Annotated in this window: 23 protein-coding genes; 3 read left to right on the top strand and 20 right to left on the bottom strand. The window is 38.3% G+C overall.

The genetic code is table 11. The features are described from left to right. From ACQKEZ_RS14565 to ACQKEZ_RS14550, 4 genes are all read right to left on the bottom strand, one after another. The coding region (locus ACQKEZ_RS14565; protein WP_427301881.1) for a T7SS effector LXG polymorphic toxin at positions 1-832 on the bottom strand (832 nt) is incomplete at its 3' end. 88 nt (positions 833-920) lie between these two features. Next, positions 921-1,055, bottom strand: coding sequence for a hypothetical protein (locus tag ACQKEZ_RS14560; RefSeq protein ID WP_427301880.1), 135 nt, complete (start codon positions 1,053-1,055; stop codon positions 921-923). Next, positions 1,056-1,796 (bottom strand): hypothetical protein, encoded by a 741-nt coding sequence (locus ACQKEZ_RS14555; RefSeq protein ID WP_427301878.1) that lies wholly within the window; start codon positions 1,794-1,796, stop codon positions 1,056-1,058. Positions 1,797-1,822: 26 nt separating this feature from the next. Further along, positions 1,823-2,164 (bottom strand): hypothetical protein, encoded by a 342-nt coding sequence (locus ACQKEZ_RS14550; RefSeq protein WP_427301877.1) that lies wholly within the window; start codon positions 2,162-2,164, stop codon positions 1,823-1,825. A 230-nt stretch (positions 2,165-2,394) separates the two neighbouring features. Here ACQKEZ_RS14550 and ACQKEZ_RS14545 point away from each other — a divergent pair, with 230 nt between their 5' ends. Further along, positions 2,395-3,546: a tyrosine-type recombinase/integrase gene (locus ACQKEZ_RS14545; RefSeq protein ID WP_427301875.1), complete on the top strand. Its 1,152-nt coding sequence runs from the start codon at positions 2,395-2,397 to the stop codon at positions 3,544-3,546. Positions 3,547-3,661: 115 nt separating this feature from the next. On the opposite strand, the gene glnA is transcribed toward ACQKEZ_RS14545, so the two are convergent. The 5 genes from glnA to spoVK all read right to left on the bottom strand — a co-directional run bounded on the left by glnA (position 3,662) and on the right by spoVK (position 9,195). Continuing rightward, the gene (glnA, locus tag ACQKEZ_RS14540) at positions 3,662-4,996 is read right to left on the bottom strand and encodes a type I glutamate--ammonia ligase (protein WP_427301873.1); all 1,335 of its coding nucleotides are present in this window, start codon (positions 4,994-4,996) and stop codon (positions 3,662-3,664) included. 60 nt (positions 4,997-5,056) lie between these two features. Next, complete coding sequence (locus tag ACQKEZ_RS14535) at positions 5,057-5,467, bottom strand: MerR family transcriptional regulator (RefSeq protein ID WP_427301871.1); 411 nt, start codon at positions 5,465-5,467, stop codon at positions 5,057-5,059. Between the two features lie 100 nt (positions 5,468-5,567). Beyond that, positions 5,568-6,839, bottom strand: a complete 1,272-nt coding sequence (locus ACQKEZ_RS14530; RefSeq protein WP_427301869.1) for an aminotransferase class I/II-fold pyridoxal phosphate-dependent enzyme — start codon at positions 6,837-6,839, stop codon at positions 5,568-5,570. Between the two features lie 18 nt (positions 6,840-6,857). Then, positions 6,858-8,117, bottom strand: coding sequence for a GTPase HflX (gene hflX, locus ACQKEZ_RS14525; protein ID WP_427301867.1), 1,260 nt, complete (start codon positions 8,115-8,117; stop codon positions 6,858-6,860). Positions 8,118-8,238: 121 nt separating this feature from the next. Continuing rightward, a complete protein-coding gene (gene spoVK, locus ACQKEZ_RS14520; RefSeq protein WP_427301865.1) occupies positions 8,239-9,195 on the bottom strand; it encodes a stage V sporulation protein K in 957 nt (318 codons plus the stop codon). A gap of 370 nt (positions 9,196-9,565) precedes the next feature. Between spoVK and ACQKEZ_RS14515 the strand changes: the two genes are divergently transcribed. Next, positions 9,566-10,324, top strand: coding sequence for an N-acetylmuramoyl-L-alanine amidase (locus tag ACQKEZ_RS14515; RefSeq protein ID WP_427301863.1), 759 nt, complete (start codon positions 9,566-9,568; stop codon positions 10,322-10,324). Between the two features lie 48 nt (positions 10,325-10,372). On the opposite strand, the gene ACQKEZ_RS14510 is transcribed toward ACQKEZ_RS14515, so the two are convergent. The 9 genes from ACQKEZ_RS14510 to ACQKEZ_RS14470 form a co-directional block, all read right to left on the bottom strand. Further along, complete coding sequence (locus ACQKEZ_RS14510) at positions 10,373-10,990, bottom strand: hypothetical protein (RefSeq protein WP_427301861.1); 618 nt, start codon at positions 10,988-10,990, stop codon at positions 10,373-10,375. A gap of 83 nt (positions 10,991-11,073) precedes the next feature. Beyond that, entirely contained in the window at positions 11,074-12,054 is a 981-nt protein-coding gene (nrdF, locus tag ACQKEZ_RS14505; protein ID WP_427301859.1) for a class 1b ribonucleoside-diphosphate reductase subunit beta, read from the bottom strand. 17 nt (positions 12,055-12,071) lie between these two features. After that, positions 12,072-14,174 carry a class 1b ribonucleoside-diphosphate reductase subunit alpha gene (nrdE, locus tag ACQKEZ_RS14500; RefSeq protein ID WP_427301858.1) on the bottom strand — a complete coding sequence of 701 codons (2,103 nt, stop codon included), beginning with the start codon at positions 14,172-14,174 and terminating at the stop codon, positions 12,072-12,074. Further along, positions 14,134-14,526 carry a class Ib ribonucleoside-diphosphate reductase assembly flavoprotein NrdI gene (gene nrdI / locus ACQKEZ_RS14495; RefSeq protein ID WP_427301856.1) on the bottom strand — a complete coding sequence of 131 codons (393 nt, stop codon included), beginning with the start codon at positions 14,524-14,526 and terminating at the stop codon, positions 14,134-14,136. The genes nrdE and nrdI overlap by 41 nt, the downstream gene beginning before the upstream one ends. Positions 14,527-14,790: 264 nt before the next feature. Then, positions 14,791-15,003, bottom strand: a complete 213-nt coding sequence (locus ACQKEZ_RS14490; RefSeq protein ID WP_427301855.1) for a hypothetical protein — start codon at positions 15,001-15,003, stop codon at positions 14,791-14,793. Positions 15,004-15,084: 81 nt separating this feature from the next. Beyond that, on the bottom strand, positions 15,085-15,399 hold the full coding sequence (locus ACQKEZ_RS14485; RefSeq protein ID WP_427301853.1) for a YmzC family protein: 315 nt from the start codon (positions 15,397-15,399) through the stop codon (positions 15,085-15,087). Positions 15,400-15,563: 164 nt separating this feature from the next. Then, positions 15,564-15,785 carry an RNA chaperone Hfq gene (gene hfq / locus ACQKEZ_RS14480; RefSeq protein ID WP_427301852.1) on the bottom strand — a complete coding sequence of 74 codons (222 nt, stop codon included), beginning with the start codon at positions 15,783-15,785 and terminating at the stop codon, positions 15,564-15,566. A 25-nt stretch (positions 15,786-15,810) separates the two neighbouring features. Next, entirely contained in the window at positions 15,811-16,767 is a 957-nt protein-coding gene (gene miaA / locus ACQKEZ_RS14475) for a tRNA (adenosine(37)-N6)-dimethylallyltransferase MiaA (protein WP_427301850.1), read from the bottom strand. Positions 16,768-16,865: 98 nt separating this feature from the next. Beyond that, entirely contained in the window at positions 16,866-17,264 is a 399-nt protein-coding gene (locus ACQKEZ_RS14470; protein ID WP_427301849.1) for a YmaF family protein, read from the bottom strand. A 105-nt stretch (positions 17,265-17,369) separates the two neighbouring features. Between ACQKEZ_RS14470 and ACQKEZ_RS14465 the strand changes: the two genes are divergently transcribed. Then, positions 17,370-17,618: a spore coat protein gene (locus ACQKEZ_RS14465; RefSeq protein ID WP_427301847.1), complete on the top strand. Its 249-nt coding sequence runs from the start codon at positions 17,370-17,372 to the stop codon at positions 17,616-17,618. A 283-nt stretch (positions 17,619-17,901) separates the two neighbouring features. Here ACQKEZ_RS14465 and ACQKEZ_RS14460 read toward each other — a convergent pair whose 3' ends face one another. Then, complete coding sequence (locus ACQKEZ_RS14460) at positions 17,902-18,351, bottom strand: OsmC family protein (RefSeq protein WP_427301845.1); 450 nt, start codon at positions 18,349-18,351, stop codon at positions 17,902-17,904. 72 nt (positions 18,352-18,423) lie between these two features. Further along, complete coding sequence (locus ACQKEZ_RS14455) at positions 18,424-19,158, bottom strand: poly-gamma-glutamate hydrolase family protein (RefSeq protein ID WP_427301843.1); 735 nt, start codon at positions 19,156-19,158, stop codon at positions 18,424-18,426. Positions 19,159-19,292 lie beyond the last annotated feature (134 nt).

The following is a 19,292-nucleotide window of genomic DNA, read 5'->3' as shown; positions in this document are numbered from 1 at the left end:
ACATTTTCTGATTATAAGAAAGGTTATCATATCCGACCTCATCTACAATTTCAAAGTACTTATCTACTGAAATGCATGATGGATCATCTAGTTTTACCTTTAACTCTTTGATTCTTCGTTTCTCTTTTTCTTCTTTTTTCACCTTTAAATATGCTTTCACCTGTGCATCGATTTTATCATGATTCTTGTACACATCTGTCTCGTGAAATGCTTTTGCATCATAATACATGGGCTGAGCGTTCTTACCTTTTCCTGTAGCAGCCATCATTTTTGAATAAAAAGTTTTGAGGTGATTCTCAATCGCTTCTGACTTTGCGTATTCTGTTTTCAAATCATTGTCTAATTTATGTAAAGCATCAATTGCCTCTTTCCTTTTGTTGTTCGCATCATCTAAATGCTCATCTACCTCTTTGCTGGAAAATGTCTGTAATTCAATCAAATCGCTAATATCGTCAAAAATCGTCGATAGAGCTTCTTTTTGTTCCTTGACCATATCTTTATTATTCTGAATCCCTTGTTTCAGTTGAGCATCTAGGAAGTGCTCATCAATAAATGTACTCCCGCCTAATGATTCATCATCAAGCTTTCCTTTCACTCCATCTAAAAAAGCCTTTTGCATATCGATAAAATCAAGATAAGTGTCTGTGTATAGTGCAAGATCATTATAAAAAGCTTTGATATTATCTGCACCTTTTCCGGTAAATTCATCACCTAGATTAGCTACGCCTTGCAATGCCTTTTTCAAATCTGTTATTTCTTCCCTAAGCTGTTCATATGCCTTTGACCTTTTCTCAACAGCTGATATAAGGGAGGGAGCGTCTAATATCTTCATAATAAAAAGACTCCTTTGTGAAATATTCTTTTACTAGAATACCATAAGGAGCCTTATACTTTAATCCATTTTATCAATTTTTAACCATTCACCCTCCAGAATTTCCCCTTGATGCTACTGTTTGGACATCATCATGTAGAGGTTGAATCAAACCGTTTGTAAAGAAAAGTGTACCTAGTGCAACTACAGCTATTGATAATGTTATAAAAATAGACTTTTTCATTTAATTCACTCCTTTTCCTACATACTGGCTTGCACGTAAGGCTCTTTTATAGTAATCCAATGATTGTTGCAGCAAGCCTATTCTCTCTAAATATTTCGCCACATCAACTAAGATTTCCTCTAAATCAACCCACACTCCTTTTTCTTCAAGTTCTGAGCACAAGGTGTTAATGTTATTTATTTGCGATTCAGTAACATCACAAACAAGCTCTTTCAATAATTTAAATTTAACCTTAAATATTTCATGATCGACTTGTTCAGATAAGCTATAACCATGATCAATTAATTCTATTGCTTCTTTACTTTGAGTCGATATTGCAACTCTAGATAATTCGTACAAGCATCTCAATTTCAATAAATCATTTTTTTCGATTTCACTGTAACTTAAGGTATGCCTGTATAGTTCAGCGGCATTTGAGTAATTGCCTTTCTTGCTTTCCAAAAACCCCATATTGTAATACAGGTGTATGATTAAGTGATTATCGTCTACATTCTTAATCATTTCCTCTGCTTCATTAAAGAGATCGCTTGCATCATCATATTTAAATTGATCTATTAAGTTTAGTGCGTGAAGTAACCTACAGTTAATTTGTCTTTTGACATAAGTTTCATGAGCATTAAAAGTATCTGAAGCGATTTGAGCATGATATTTAGATAAGAAAGTCATTTTCAAATCATAGAAAAGAACGGCTAATTTGTAATGAAATTCAGCTTTTTCTATTTCATCATCAACATAAGTCAACTTTTTTTCAGCTATTCTGAAGTAACTTAATGCCTTATCATAATCTTGTAAGTAGTCATGATATATCCCATTATAAAAGTAGAAGTAATATGACATGAGTTTATTTGTTTTTTCTTCTTTTTCGTCAGGAGCGTTTCTCTCAAAGAACGCTTGTCTAAATTTCTGCTAATATTCTGAAGTTTCAGCTTAAGTCTAAAGCTCAATAGTTGATAGTACAAAAGAATATCTTGATTTTCTTCCATTGATTCAATTGCCTTATCTATGTCATCTTGCATTTCAATAGCTGCTGATAAATCCCCTTTTTGTATGGCAAGATTCCAGGTGTTTATCATGTTCCCTACCTCCTGAGAGGCTATTAATCTTGTCATCCCTTTACCCCCTTGTATACAATTCCTTTGTATAATTTTAACATGATATTTACAGCATATGTAAAGACAAGGTGTTCATTTTAAAAGTTTTCGGTATCCCGCAAAAAAGCTTATTTATAAAAGATATGTTTTATGTAGAATGCATTCCTACATTCATTAACAAAATATGATTGTCCACCTAAAACACAAGTGTTAAAATGGGATATGTATATTAGAAAGGTGGGATATTATTGGCGAGTTTCCGAAAAAGAGGAACAACATGGCAGTATAGAATAAAACACAGAGATCCAGTTACTCAAGAAGTAACAGAGCTTTCTAAAGGTGGTTTCAACACCAAAAAAGAAGCTCAGATTGCTGCTTCAAAACACGAAGAATTGCTTAGAAGTGATGTTGAAGTTGGTGGTGGGGAAATAACTTTAAAGCATTTCCTTATTGAATGGTTGGAAGTGTACAAAAAAGGAAAAGTTGCAAAAAACACTTACAATATTCATCAAAGAAATGTTGAGAATAAAATTCTCCCATACTTCAAAGAGATTAAACTAAAAGACATAACACCAATGAGATATCAGAAATTCATAAACACTCTTGAGGAATCAGGTAAGTATAGCACAAGGACTATTGAGATCATACACGGCACTATGTATCATGCATTGTCTATGGCTGTTAGACCACTTAAGAAAATTGCATCAAACCCATGTGATGGGGTTGTGTTACCTAAAAAACGTAGTAAATCTAAACAAAGTCTGGAGTATATTAACTCAGAGGATATTGGGAAGTTTTTAAAGATTGCTCGTCAGGATAACTATATCTACTACATTTTCTTCAAGACTTTGATTGAAACTGGTATGAGAAAAGGTGAAGCTGCTGCCCTTCAAAGAAAAGATATTGACTTGAAGAATCGAACCATAACAATTAATAAATCACTTGATTTTCAAAGAGAACCTGGTGAAGAGCTATTTGGTAACACTAAAACATATCACTCAGAACGGACTATCAAGATTACAGAATCGCTTGCAAAAGAATTGCAATCTCATATGAACTGGATCAACGATAACAAAATTGTTTTCAACGAAATATATGACCATGAGTTAGACCTTATTTTCTGCAGAGAAAAAGGAGATCCTTTACCGAAGTCCTCACTGTTCAATGCATTAAAAAGAATTTTGAAAAAAGCTGAAATAGAAAATATCCCAATCCACGGACTAAGACATACTCATGCAGTTCTATTATTAGAAGCTGGTCAAAGTATGAAGTTCATCCAAGAAAGATTAGGACATAAAAACATAAGCATAACTTCTGACGTATATGCTCATATAAGTGAAAAACTCGAAAATAAATCTGTGGACAGTTTCGAGAATTACATCAACTCAATTTTGAGTTAAATTTTTTTGTTGAATTTGGTGGTCAAAAAGTGGTCAACCCTTATTTCGGTTGTGGTCACTATAAAATTGACCACCAAATCCTTTTCAAAAACCCTGTTAAATCAACGTTTATTTATTAATACTGAGACATATACTGATCGCGTTCCCATGGGTGTACTTGGGTGCGGAACATATCCCATTCGATTTCTTTTGATTCGATGAAGTGCTCGAATAAGTGCTCGCCTAGTGCGCCAACCATGACTTCGTTTGATTTTAGCAGCTCAAGTGCTTCTGCAAGCGTTGCAGGAAGATCAGCAATACCGTTTTCGAGACGCTCTTCTTTGTCCATGACATAGATGTTTCTGTCAATTGGAGCAGGTGCTTCTAATTTATTTTTGATCCCATCTAGACCAGCTGCAAGTAATACGCTTAGCGCAAGGTATGGATTTGCAGATGGATCGACGCTACGTACTTCAACACGCGTGCTAATTCCACGAGATGCAGGGATACGAATTAATGGGCTACGGTTTTGTGCACTCCATGCGACATAGCAAGGTGCTTCATAGCCAGGAACAAGACGCTTGTAAGAGTTTACTGTTGGGTTTGTTACCGCAGTAAAGCTTGTTGCGTGTTTAATAATTCCTGCAATAAAATGTTTTGCTGTTTCACTTAGTTGAAGGTCAGCTTTTTCATCATAGAATGCATTTTTACCTTCTCTAAATAATGAGAGATTACAGTGCATACCCGATCCGTTCACACCGAATAGTGGTTTTGGCATAAATGTTGCATGAAGACCATGTTTTCTAGCAATTGTTTTAACCACTAGTTTAAATGTTTGGATGTCATCACAAGAACGAATGGCACCTGCATATTTAAAGTCGATTTCATGTTGTCCTGGTGCAACCTCATGGTGAGATGCTTCAATTTCAAAGCCCATTTCTTCAAGCTCAAGTACGATGTCACGACGGCAGTTTTCACCTAGATCTGTTGGTGCAAGATCAAAATATCCACCTTTGTCATTTAACTCAAGTGTTGGCTCGCCTTTTTCATCAAGTTTGAATAAGAAGAATTCTGGCTCTGGCCCAAGGTTGAAATCACTAAATCCCAATTCTTCCATTTCTTTCAAAATACGTTTTAAGTTATTACGCGGGTCACCATCAAATGGTGTACCGTCTGGTTTATAAATATCACAAATGAAACGTGCAACTTTACCTTTTTCAGCTGTCCAAGGGAAAATAACAAATGTATTTAAATCTGGATATAAGTACATATCTGATTCTTCAATACGTACAAATCCTTCAATGGAAGATCCATCAAACATACATTTATTATCGAGAGCTTTCTCAAGCTGGCTCACAGGAATCTCAACATTTTTTATCGTTCCGAGAATGTCTGTAAATTGCAGACGGATGTACTTTACATTTTCCTCATTTACTAATTTTACGATATCTTCTCTTGTGTACTTTGCCATTTCGTAAAACTCCTCCCCTACAACAGGTAAAATGTTTATAGCAATGCTTTTGCTAATAAGTTAACGGAAGAACCTTGACATATCCCCTTGTCTAAAGGTTGTTCCTTGTTGGAAACGACCAGCCTGAATCAGCTCATTTTTCAATAGTTTCCGTAGTTCATCATCTGTCAAGTTGTGTTTGGCTGAATTTTTCTCCTTTGTCTCTGTTTCTGACTTCGGATTCTCTGTCTCTGCTTTGGCAAAGAGTTGTTTAATGCCTGCCATATTGACACCTTGTTCGATGAGGCTTTTTATTTCTAATAACTTATCGACATCGTGGAATGAAAATAATCGTCTATTCCCTTCACTTCTTGCAGGAAATACTAAACCATTTTCCTCATAATATCGAATTTGTCTTGCAGAAAGTTCAGTTAACTGCATCACAATCCCAATCGGGAACAAAGGCATTGAGCGGCGAATGTTATCACTCATCTCAACTGTCTCCTCCTCTTTGCTTAAATTTATTATATGTCATGTTATATTATGTGTCAACGAAATGTTAGGAATATTAACATGGGATTTATTTATCTCGTTAAATGCGAATTAATCCTTGATCTAATAAGGCATCTACCGCACTACAGATGGCACTTTTCACATGTGAGTACGTGAGGCCACCTTGTACATATGCTGTGTAAGGCGGTCTAATTGGTCCATCAGCTGATAATTCAATGCTAGCCCCTTGTACAAAAGTACCTGCTGCCATGATGACATCATCTTCATAACCAGGCATATAGCTTGCATAAGGTGTCACATGGCTATTAATCGGTGAAGCGTATTGAATCGCTTGGCAAAATGCAATCATTTTTTCAGGATCTCCAAATTCAATGGATTGGATTAAATCTGTTCTTTTTGCATCCCAAGATGGATTGGTTTGGAAACCGATTTTTTCTAGAAAACGCGCTGTGAACACGGCTCCTTTTAAACTTTGCGCCACGACATGTGACGCTAGGAAAAAGCCTTGATACATTTCTTGAAGCGCATACAACGATGCCCCCGCTTCACTTCCGATACCTGGTGAGGTCATACGGTAAGAGCATGCTTCGACCCATTTTTCTTTTCCAACAATGTATCCGCCTGTTTTCGCAAGTCCGCCTCCTGGGTTTTTAATCAGAGAACCTGCCATCAGATCGGCTCCTACGTGACATGGCTCTTTAAGCTCTGTAAATTCTCCATAGCAGTTGTCAACAAAGACAATGAGTTCTTCATCGATCTCCTTCACAAATGCAATCATTTGCTCTATTTCTTCTATTGTAAAGGACGGTCTTGTGGCATATCCTTTTGAACGCTGAATGCCGATGACTTTGGTTTTGGATGAAATGGCGTTTTTCACTTTGTCAAAATCAACAGTACCATCGCTGTTTAAATCAATTGCTTGATAATCAATGTTGAAATCCTTTAGTGATCCGGCACCTGCTTTCCCGCGTATTCCAACGATTTCTTCAAGTGTGTCGTACGGTTTACCCGTCATATATATCAATTCATCTCCTGGTCTTAACACACCAAATAAAGCAATAGAGATAGCGTGTGTTCCAGAGATGATTTGCGGGCGTACAAGTCCGCTTTCTCCCCCGAAGACATCGGCATAAATCTTCTCAAGTGTATCTCGCCCCATATCATCGTAGCCATATCCAGTTGTTGGGTTAAAATGAGCGTCACTGACCTTGTGCTTTCGATAGCTTTCAAGGACACGCCATTCATTTTGTTCACTCACCGTGTCAATGTGGCGATGAACGTGTGCAATGTCTCGTTCGGTTTCTGTTGCTACTTTTTCTAATGTAGTGCCATGTTTAAGTGTTTGAAACATCGTTTTTCTATTCCTTTCCTACATATACTTCTTGATATCTCCTAATATTGACTGTTCTTTTCCGATAAATCCAGTGACTTCATATAGCTCAGTCTCTTTTTGAAATACAAAAGATTCAACTAGGGTCTCAGATTTTAATGCGGATATCAGTTTGCCCTCGTATGCTGGGATATGCACATGATAAGGGGCTAAAAATTCTTTTTTAAGCTGCGCCATCACTTCTGTTTTTAAGCGCTTAATGTCTTCATCGTTTCTTGCACTCATTAAAAAGTGTCGCTGCTTTGATGACGGAATAAAATCGGCTCTGACTTGATCCTCTTTGTTATAGACTGTTAACATTGGAATTTGGTCGGCATCCAGCTCCTCCAAGAGCTCATTTACTGTCTTTTCGTGGCCTTCATAATCTTCGTTTGAAGAATCAATGACATGAAGTAAATAATCGGCTTCCTTCACTTCTTCTAGTGTGGAACGAAATGCGGCAATAAGTGTTGTAGGGAGATCCTGAATAAATCCAACCGTATCTGAGATGAGTACACTGTATCCAGATTGCAAGGTCATTTTCCGTGTCATTGGATCAAGCGTTGCAAAAAGCAAATCTTCCTCATAACTATCCGCATCTGTTAATTGATTGAAAAGAGTAGATTTACCCGCATTTGTGTAGCCTACAATTGCTATTTGAAATACACCGTTTTTCTTTCGTCTCTCTCTGTATCTTGTGCGGTGCTCCTTCACTGAACTGAGCTGTCCATGAATTTCATGAATTCTGTTGCGGATATGTCGTCTGTCCGTTTCAAGTTTTGTTTCACCTGGACCTCTTGCGCCGATGCCTCCTCCTTGTCTTGAGAGGCTGATCCCTTGTCCACTAAGACGCGGCAGGGCATACTGAAGCTGAGCAAGCTCAATTTGCAGCTTCCCCTCTCTTGTGCGGGCTCTTTTAGCAAAGATATCTAAAATTAATTGTGTCCGATCAATAATTTTCACATCTAACGCTGTTGCTAGTGCTTTTAGCTGACTCGGAGACAATTCATCATTAAAAATAATCACATCGCATTCAAGTTCATCACAAAGGACTTCTAGTTCTTCTACCTTGCCTTTTCCTATATAAGTAGCGCTGTCCTTTCGATTCCTTTTTTGCACGACAAAACTGACCGCTTCTCCACCAGCTGTTTTGGTTAGGGAAGCTAATTCTTCCAATGAGTATTGAAAGCGTTCATCTGTGACGTGCGGCAATTGACAGCCCACGAGTATCGCTTTTTCTTTTATTTCTTGTTCATTCAAAATGTGTTGTTTCCTTTCTATACATAAGTAATCAATAGTACCATCATACCAAACAGCACACACGTATACCACTATTCGGAAGGTTTATTTTATCTTTGATTAAAAAGGATATGCCCTTTCCTTAAGGCATATCCTCTCTCGTATGAAGGTCATGGCTTTTAATGGTTATCAGGTCTTTTTTGTCATAATGGTCAACAAGCAGAAGCCGCATTGCTTGCGTACGAATCGCCTTTTCAATGGTGTTTCTCACAAAACGACCATTGCTGAATTTTGCTGGACTCGTCGTGCTTTTTATGTGCATTAGATAATCTCGTAGCTTCCACTCTGCCTCATGTGTAAATTGATATTCGCGATCTGCCATCATTCGTTTGGCAATGTCCATCAGTTGATCTACTGTATAATCAGGAAAATCAATATTAATCGGAAAACGTGACTGTAGCCCTGGATTTAATGAGAGAAAATGATCCATTTCCTTGGAATAACCAGCTAAAATGAGAATAAATTCATGCTGTTTATCTTCCATATGCTTGACAAGTGTGTCAATCGCTTCTTTCCCAAAATCCTTCTCCCCGCCTCGTGCTAGAGAATAGGCTTCGTCAATAAATAAAATACCGCCAAGTGATTTTTTGATTAAGTCTCTCGTTTTTTGAGCAGTGTGTCCGATGTATTCACCAACTAAGTCACCACGTTCAGCCTCAATCAGGTGACCTTTGGATAAGACATTCATTTCAAAGAATAGCTTTCCAACAAGTCTTGCAACGGTTGTTTTCCCTGTACCTGGATTCCCTTTAAACATCATATGAAGTGCCTGCTTTCCTACCTTCAACCCTTGCTCCTGCCTTTTTTGGTTCACAAAAATCCAAGCATAAATTTCTTTGATGTTTCGTTTCATCTCATCCATGCCAACAAGACTGTTCATTTCACGTTCGATCTCTCGTAAGATGCTATGCTTGGCTTCGTTTTTTTGCAGAGCCTCCATGTATTCCGCTTCTGATTCGGCATCAACCAACACTTGCTTTTGCCCATTAAGTATAATATTAATTTGGCCATTGTTTTTATATGTGACAGCTCGCTCCAACGTATTCACCTCTCGCTCTTCTCTCTTTATTTCTATTCAGGCGGAGCTGTAATCGTGACAATCGCCCGCATTTTTAGAGCATGCTTCGGACCCTTTCGATTTTTATTGTCAAAATGACCCGAGATGCCGCATTTTGTGGGGAATCGTGCGCTTTCCCAGGAAATGATCTTATTTCTTTATTGTATTCACTAAATGCAGGCGGACAAACCAAGGAATTTGCTTATTCTCAGAAAAGCAGTGGATAGGCAAAGCGGTTTCATCAATCGTTGCATGAGTTCATAAAGTTTTCTCTTCATTTAAGATAGAATTCCGCTTTTGGTACAGGCAAGGTTTTTGTTTTTTCATAAAATAAAGATGAGGTGATGATAAAATGGTGAAAATTTTTATTGATCCTGGCCACGGAGGAACAGATTCTGGTGCTGCTGCAAACGGTCTTTTTGAAAAAAATATTACGCTACAAATCGCACTTTTCTTACGTGATATGTTGATTAGTGAATATGAGGATGTATCCGTCCGCTTAAGTCGCTCAAATGATCAAACGGTCACTTTATCACAGCGAACAAATGCAGCCAATAGCTGGGGAGCTGATTACTTCGTATCAATTCACATCAATGCCGGTGGCGGCACTGGCTTTGAAAGCTACATTTACCCCGGTGTATCTGCCCCAACAACCACCTATCGAAACTTCATTCATGATGAATTCGTCCGTTCTGTCGACTTCGCCGATCGAGGCAAAAAAACCGCAAATTTCCACGTCCTTCGAGAAACTGCTATGTCTGCTATTCTGACTGAAAATGGCTTTATTGATACAGCCTCTGATACAAATAAGCTTCGCAACGTTTCTTTCCTGCAAAGCATTGCTCGCGCACATGCTGTCGGTTTAGAAAAAGCCTTCCAATTGAAAAAAAAAGCAACAGCTCTTTATAAAGTACAGGCTGGTGTATTTAAAGTAAAAGCCAATGCGGATGAGCTGGCAAGTACGCTCAAAAGAAAAGGATTTGAAGCGTTTGTCTTATTAGAAGGGGGTTTATTCAAGGTGCAAATTGGCGCATTTCGTTCGAAACAAAATGCCGATGAACTTGTCAAAAGAGTCAAGCAAGCTGGACATGATGCATTTGTCTTTCAATAAGCAGTAAAAAACCGGCTCTGCTTTGAAAGAGAGCCGGTTTGTGTTCTATTAAGCTAAAATATCGACAACGAATTGAGACCATGTTTCAAGGCGGTCGAAGTATTCTGCTTTCTTGAGATCAGTGATTTTCATCCATCGACCAGCAATTTGATCGGTTTCTTTCACTTCTACAAGCGCTTCAGATTTTAATTCAAGGGCAGATAACAGTCCGATATGTACCTGACCAACACTATTTTCATCGTCATTAATCAATCCAAGTGTGTTCATATGAAGTTTGTCTTCTTCTCGAATAGAAAGCTCTTCATCAAGTTCACGATCCGTATTTTCCTTTAAAATCTCTGAAAAGCTTTTATCTGCAATAAAGTTCATGTGACCGCCAAATCCAAGGGACAACTTGTTATGAAGACGTGTTTCCCCACCGCCTTCTAGTCGCTCATATACATAAACTTCATCTTCTCTTTTGATCACTACATATGGAATTGGCTGCTTAAAGGTCGGATCTTCCTCTGCATCGCCTCTTCTCATTTGCTCGAAATGGTCTTCAATCTCCTTCATGATGCTCGTCACCTTGCTCGGTTCACTATTCACACCATTAAATGTCAATGTTTCGTTTTGAAAAACGCGCGCTCGTGGCGCAACTAAAATCACTTCATCCATTTTTCCCATCGGGGTAACCTCCAGTATGTAACAAGATATAACAAATGGCAAAAAGTCAAAACGAATGCTACGTTTTGACTTTTGCTTCTAGCTTATGAATGATCACCAAAGAAGAAATCGTCGTCTTTTAACGGTTCAACGGTTGCCTTTTTGTATCCATTCCCTTTCATGGAGAAGAAATCATGTGATTTCGTTTTCGTATTTAAACCATTTAATACGATTGGGTTGATTTCTTCTTCCTCAAAGTAAGGAGCAAAGCCAAGGTTCATTAATGCTTTATTGGCATTGTAGCGGATGAATTTTTTGACATCATGAGAGAGATTGACTTGGTCGTAAATATCCTCAGTGTAGTCTAATTCATTCTCATACAACCGATTGAGTAATTCGATAGAAAAATCATAAAGCTCTTTTTGTGTTTCAGGTGTTTGTTTATTATAGATTTCCTGCGCTAGTAGACCTACATACACACCATGGATCGCTTCATCACGCAAAATCAAGTTGATGATTTCACCACTTTGCATGAGTTTTCCTTGTCCATAGAAGTAAAGAGGATAATAGAAACCACTGTAAAAAAGGAAACTCTCTAAATAAACAGATGCGACCATTGCTTTGAACAATGAAATCGGATCATCTTTTTGAATCGAACGATAAAAACCGACAATGATATCTGCTTTCCTTTGCAGAAATTTGTTTTTCTTTACCCATTCAAACACTTCACTAATTGTTTCTGTCGGCGCAAGTGTCATGAAAATATTTGAGTACGATTTAGCATGCACCGCATTTTCCATCATCGCCATGAAGTTTAAGACCGCTTTACGCTGGTGGCCTTCTACATGTTCTGCAACAATCGGCATTCCAGTGTTGCCTTGCTCGGTATCTAGAAGTGTAAGACCAGCAAGCACCTTCATGTATGTATCTCGTTCTTTTTCACCAAGATACTTCCATGTGAGAAGGTCACCATTTAAGGAAATCTCCTCTGGAAGCCAGAATTGTTTCACGTTTTGATTGTAAAACATTTGCGTAAAATCGTCTTCGTGTTTTGACCAGTTGGCTGCATCGTAAATTTTTGTCACTTTAAACTCTCCTTTAATCAAACAACACAAGAAAGACAGCCTTCCTGCCCTGTATCCTTCGTTCTTGCATAATAAAGTGTCTTAATGCCTTTATGATGCGCATATAGATCAATTCGGTTAAGATCGCGTGTTGTCATTGTATCTTTTAAGAACAGCGTAAAGCTGATTCCCTGGTCTACGTGCTGCTGAATGGTGGCGATCATGTCTACAACTTTGAACATCTCCATATCATACGCTTCTTTATAGAAGAACCAGTTGTTAGCAGAAAGACCTGGCATTGGATAATATGTTTTTGAGTTGCCGTATGTTCTTTCCTCAATACGCTCCATGATTGGCATAACAGACGCAGTTGCAGATTGCACATAAGAAATTGAGCCTGTTGGCGCTATGCATAATCGATAGCTATGATACATGCCGTGTTCTGCAACAAATTGCTTGAGCTCTTCCCAATCTTCTTTTGTCGGAATGTGCATACCTTCAAATAGCCCAGCTGCCTTTTCTGTTTTCGGCGTGAAATCATTTGATAAGTATTTATCGAAGTATTCACCAGTTGCATAACTAGAGCCTTCATAACGATGGAACGTCTCACCTTGCTCTTTGGCAATTTCGCTTGAGCGTTTTATAGAATAGAAGTTCACCATCATAAAGAAGGTATTGGCAAAGTCTCTTGCTTCTTCACTTTCATACGCAATATTGTTTTGTGATAAATAGCCGTGCAGGTTCATCGCACCGAGTCCGATTGATTTCATGGCTTTATTTGCTTTTCTGACTGCCGGTGCATTTCGGATGTCAGTCGTTTCAGAGACAAGCGTCAATGAATCTGTCGCAAGTTTGACTGATTTTTCAATTGATTTATTTTTCATCACGTTCATGATATTTAACGAACCGAGGTTACATGAAATATCTAGTCCAATTTCATCTTCTTGATCGTAATCTGTATACGAAGACACTTCTGATGCTTGAAGGACTTCTGAGCAGAGATTCGAGAATTTCACGCGTGAAATGTGATTAAGTGCGTGCTCTCTGTTCACATTATCTTGGAACATAATATAAGGATAGCCGGATTCTGAACGAAGAACTGCTAATTTTTCAAGTAGCTTTCGTGGGTTGACTTTTTCCTTTTTCACCTCAGGGTTATCGACAAGTTCATCGTACATGACTTCCATGTCCATTTCATCGAGGTGCTGTCCGTATGCTTTATATACCGTATGTGGATAGAACGTATATGCCGTTTTATCTTCACGAGCAAGTTCAATAAACTTATCTGGGATGACAACACCAATTGAAAGTGTTTTGACGCGAACATCTTCATCCGCAGAGATTTTTTTCGTATCAAGAAAATCATTAATATCGCGGTGGAAAATGTTTAGATATGCACTGCCTGAGCCTTGTCTTTGTCCCATTTGATCTGCATAACGAAAGGCGTTATCAAGAAGCTTCATGACGCCAACGACACCTTTTGTGGCATTTTCTACATCTTTAATTGCTTCGCCTTTTGCACGTAGCTTTGATAGGTTAAGACTGACACCACCGCCTAGCTTCGAGAGCTGCATCGAGATATCAATTGCTCTTGAAATATCGTTTAATGAGTCATTTACTTCAAGCAAGAAGCAGCTGACAAGTTCACCGCGACGTTTCCGCCCTGCATTTAAGAATGTTGGTGTACTTGGCTGATATTCTTGATTGATCATCAGTTCGACATAGTCAAGTGCCTTTTGTTTATCGCCGTCAGCGAAGAACAAAGCAACAATCGAAATGCGGTCTTCATAGCGTTCAAGAATCTTCTTTTTATCATTTGTTTTCAATGCGTAGTCATTGTAGAACTTAAATGCACTCATAAAGGATGGGAACCTGAATTTTTTTGCATAGGCTGCTTCGAACACTTCTTTAATGTCTGCCATGCTATATTGACTTAGAAATTCTTCTTCATAGTAGTCATTTTCTATTAAGTAATGAATCTTCTCTTCTAGATTGTGAAAGAAGACTGTGTTTTGATTAATATAATCTACGAAATAACTATGTACAGCTTCTTTGTCCTTGTCGAACTGAAACTTTCCTTCTTTCTGAATCATAATCTCGTTATTTAATTGTATCCATTTTGGAACTTGATTTTGTGACAATTCTTTCTACCTCCTGTGTAAACAACTCAACATCCCTTTTTGTTCCGCTTAATTCAAAGGTGTGCAGAATCGGAACTTGATATTGTTTAGAAATCGTATCGGCGCTTTTTGCAAAATTATCTCCCCACACTTTGTTTCCACTCACTGCTACACCTAATAGCAAATGGGCATTCTTCTCTAAGAATTCCTGTGTGGCACTCGGGACTTGTCCAAATCCTGTCGTATATGTGACGAGAATAAACGGCGAATCCAAAAACTCTTCTCCAGTCAGTTTTCGTTTGTCTGTAAAAGGGATCTTGTCCAAAAAGCGTTGAACATTTCCTGTTTTTGAATCGAATACGATTTGAATCAATTCCATCACGACCTAATTTAGTATTCTTGGGTTTCTTTCACCTTTCACTATATATAGTATACCATGTTATTCCGAAACACAATATATAGATATGCTGAACGAAAAAAATTAACCAATCCGGCCGAACTGCTAAGAGCCGAACTCGTACATTCAAATAAATAGAGCAGAGCATGATCCGTATTGGCAGCCCTACTCACTATTCAACTCAAACCGAAATCTATCATAACACGAAAAAAATTCGCTTAGAAGACTAGACTTTTTGTTTTATTTTTTGTACGCATCGCACTGTAAATCTTCTGATACTTCTGTCAGTTCGACTTCAACACCTATTTCTTTTAATACAGCTTCTAGTGCAGATACGATCGAAGCTTCCCTTACGAGTTCCTTCCCGTTAACAGAAACACTCGTTCCGTATTCGAAGCAGGAATCATCTTCACAAGTTTGTTCCCAATGATTAATTTTAATTTGGTGTTTCATCCACTCACCCTTTTCTATCCGAGATATCTTTTCACATGTTTATAGTGTAGCGGCTTCATTTACGTTTGTAAATTTCCTTGCTTACTCCACATCTTCATCATCATCATAAAACTCATCTGTATCCTTGCTTGTGATATATTGAAGTTCGTTTGTTTTCTCATCGAACCGATATATTGTGACAAATCGATCCTCGATAACCGCAAAATGATTATTTTTTAAAGGGATTGCAGATTTCAATTCATCATCAAAAGAATCGCCATGATCATAATGGCTTTCCTCTCTCTCTAAACGTATACTGTCGTTATTCATGATTGAACAAGCTGTAAATAATAAAATAATACCAATAAGAATAAGGATCACCTTAATTCTTCTTAACTCAAGCTCCGTGTTCTCCATATGTATACCACCTTTTCATCTTTTTCCATCCTTCTCTCGTACGAAAAAAAACGGAAAAGGTTTCAGGGCATGAGAAATAGCCCCCTGTACATTGACAAAGAAAGAAGCGGTTGTATGCCGGTCTATTCGATGCTCAGGCGGGGGCTATCTCACACTACGAACAATTATTCTAGCTCGAGGCTCACATTTTTTTGTGGAGCGAATGTAGAAATTGCATGTTTATAAATAAGCTGCTGCTTCCCTTCTGTTTCAAGCAGCACCGTGAAATTATCAAATCCTTTTACTTGTCCGCGAAGCTGAAAGCCATTTAATAAAAATACAGTAACAAATGTGTTATCTTTGCGGATCTGATTCAAAAATTGGTCCTGAATATTAATCGGTTTCATGTTTCGTCCTCCTTGATTCTGATAACTACAGTTTCGCTTTAAGTCCAAGCTTTCCTGCTATATAAGTGAAAATTTCATCTTTTTTATCTGAAAAGTGGCAAGGAGGTGTCATATCAAACCAAATGACATCCATTTTGTTTCGAAACCACGTTAACTGGCGTTTCGCGTATCTGCGTGAATTTTGCTTTAATTGCTCAATGGCTTCGTTAAGTGAGGACTCACCTTTCAAATAAGCATAAAGTTCTTTATATCCAATCGCTTGAACCGATTGACAATCTTTAATACCCGCTTGAAATAAGGTCTCTACTTCTTCTACCAAGCCATCATTGATCATCACATCAATTCTTTGATGAATACGCTCATATAAAACGACACGGTCCATTGTCAGCCCAATTATCGCTGCATGATAGAGCGGAATTTGCTGATCAGCTTTTTGCATATTCGACATTTTTCTTCCTGACGTATGTATCACTTCTAATGCACGTATGACCCGACGAACATTATTGGGGTGAATCGCCTCGGCCGCTTCTGGATCTACTATTTTAAGCTTCTCATGAAGTTTCATGACACCATGTTCTTTCTCATACAGTTCCATTTCTTTTCGAAACGAGGAATCACTTCCTTCATCAGTGAAGGTATAATCGTAAAGAACGGACTGGATATAAAGTCCCGTTCCTCCAACAATCATTGGCACCTTGCCTCTTTCGGCAATTTCATCCATTTTTAAGCGAACCAACTGCTGAAACTCTGCTGTAGAAAAAGATTCCTCTGGATGCTTTATATCAATCAAATGGTGGGGCACGCCATCCATTTCTTCTCGTGTAATTTTTGCTGTGCCAATATCCATTCCCTTGTATATTTGCATCGAGTCGCCACTAATGATCTCTCCATTAAACGCTTTGGCTATATCAATACTTAATTTTGTTTTCCCAACAGCTGTCGGACCAACAATCACAATAACTGGCTGTTTTTTACTTTTCATATGACATCACTCTCTTTTACAAACTGCCTACAGTATAGCATAACTTATACTTCCTCTCCTATGTTATCCATTCTATTAATAGAAGAAACTCTCCTTTTTTACCAGCCTAGTGGTTCATTTCCTACAATTTCATACGTTTTTCCTTTTAAGCGATGAGTGTGTGTTGGTCGTTCTTCAGTACTAAAGACAACGCCGCCATAAGGAATCGGGACAGGATCTGTATATGCTGAGTAGGTAACTTCACTGATTTCATGATAATGTGTACCATCGACCCTTGGAATTGCAGGTCCTGTTATACCGTAATATCTGTGAAAATGCCCCTTCTCAAAGGATGTGATGCCTCTATAAAAATGAGTATGTTTGTCGGTGTTGCTACCGTTGACTGGCTGAGAAATCCCCTCAATTAAATGATAGTGTCCCTCTGTTACATCTGTACGTGCTTTATAGGCATGCGCATGTGGTGGACACATTGCCCAATCAGATTGATATAAGCCCATTTTTCCGCATTCCTCCCTATTTTAGGCTATGACCCAAACACATTTACGTAGGCAGAATACACTGATCCCAGTTACAGTGATTTTATGTGAAAGGAGTCTTTTTTTATGAATGAATTTCAGCCCCACTATTTCCCTGAAGATATAAGAAGGCCTTTCGGCTTTGGTCGACCTGGCTTCGGTTTTGGACGCCCTGGATTTGGGTTTGGCCGTCCTGGATTTGGGTTTTTCGGCCCTCCGTTTTTAGGTGGTTTCACTGGCGGCTTACTAGCTGGATCACTTCTAGCACCTGGTTATGGATATGGCTACCCGTACCCGCCACCTTATCCGCCTTACCCACCATATCCTTATTACTAAAAAAGACCTTTCAATGACAAAATGACTTGATAAAATGAAGCAATTAAGTCAATATTCGCTATGAGTTAACATTTACTTTACCATCAGTAAAGTAAATGTTTTTTTATGTCTCAAACAATGGTTCTACACCCTTTAAACCAAGCATACTTGTCAGTTAATGATTACCCTCTCTCCTTTTACATGTTGTCGCTGACTTTATAAAGAAACGAAGTTCACAGATCAAAACGAATTCAAGTCATAAAAAAAGTCACTTTCTCAAATTAAAAGAGAAAATGACTTTATGCTATTGACCTAATTGAATTGTTTCTTCAAGTGTGATGTGTACATTTCCTTTTACAGCTCTAGATATCATGCAGGAATTCTCAGCTTTTTGTGCGAGCTTTCGAGCAAGTACTACATCTTGCGCTGAAGCAGTTGCACTTAGTATGATGACTGGTCTGTGGATGATTTGTTCATATGTGAAAACACCGTTTGTCACATCCACAATTGCCTCAGAACTCATGAATAAATCGACTTTATCTAAATAGCTACGCTCCATCATTGCAGCCAGTGTAATGATATAGCATGTCGCAGCAGCTCCAAGTAACATTTCATCAGGATTTGTCCCAACACCAGGACCATCCATTTCTTTTGGAATGGAAATCTTTGTTTTTAATTGCGCGCATGCAATTGTGCCAATATCGTTTCGATTGCCAGGCCAGCTAGCCTGAAGGTGAAAATGATGATGTGCCATACTCGTCGCTCCTTTTAACAAAAACTATCTATAGTGTAACAGGAAGGTACGTCACTTGTCTTTAGCTAAATCTTATGTGTACTCTTCATCAAGTACTGACCGAATGGCTCTGACATATCGATAAAAATGTTCATTCTTTGTGCTTGATCGTCTGCGGTAATCAAAGCGATCAAAAAGTGCTTCACGCTGACTTCTACTAATCTCAAGCTGCACACTTTGCCCGGTTTTAGTAAGGTTATTAATATTATTAGTGCTTGTTCCACTTAGGGTTGTATGTGTAACAGCAAGCTCAGCAGAAAAACCGTTTCGCTCAAGTGAATTCACAATTTTCTCAGCACGATCAAAATCCGTACCACCAACAAGGGTATGATCTACCCCTACTTCTCCCCTATATCCATGTACTGCCAGCACATAATCATGAGCCTTGGCTAGTTGTACTCCGATTGGCTCATCGAAGTTGGTACTCGTAATATGAAGTTCAAAAGCATTCTCTCTTAAACCTTCAAACAAATAGGTGGAATATTCGTTATCAAAGAAGTGGACAATTTCACTGACGCCACCTTCAATTCTCCCCCCATGGGGTGACATAACAAGAAGCCGACTGCCTGGTTCCTGATTGTACGTAATCTGATAGTTGTCACTGCTTTCATTTTCCTCTAGTTCTTTGAAATTTCGATAAATATCATTTATACCGCTTTCGTCTTCTCCACCCGGTGATAATGGCTCCTCTTGTTCCTGTGCCTGCATTGTATAATACACTCCCCATACAATGGCAAGCAGGAGAAGCAAAGCAAACAACTTCTTCATTTCCGTTCTCCTTTAACAGATTTCTAAGCCGCTTCTATGTTTTCATTTTCGAAACATCATATCTTTTCATTTTTTCCACTTTTTCTCTCCAAGGATGATCATATCACTGTAAGTCACGAGATTCCTCAAAAATA

The sequence above is a fragment of the Bacillus sp. NPDC077027 genome, assembly GCF_050269555.1.
In the GTDB taxonomy this organism is placed as follows: Bacteria; Bacillota; Bacilli; order Bacillales; family Bacillaceae; genus Bacillus.
Note: the sequence above shows the minus strand (reverse complement) of the source record. Positions and strands in the feature narration are given on the sequence as shown.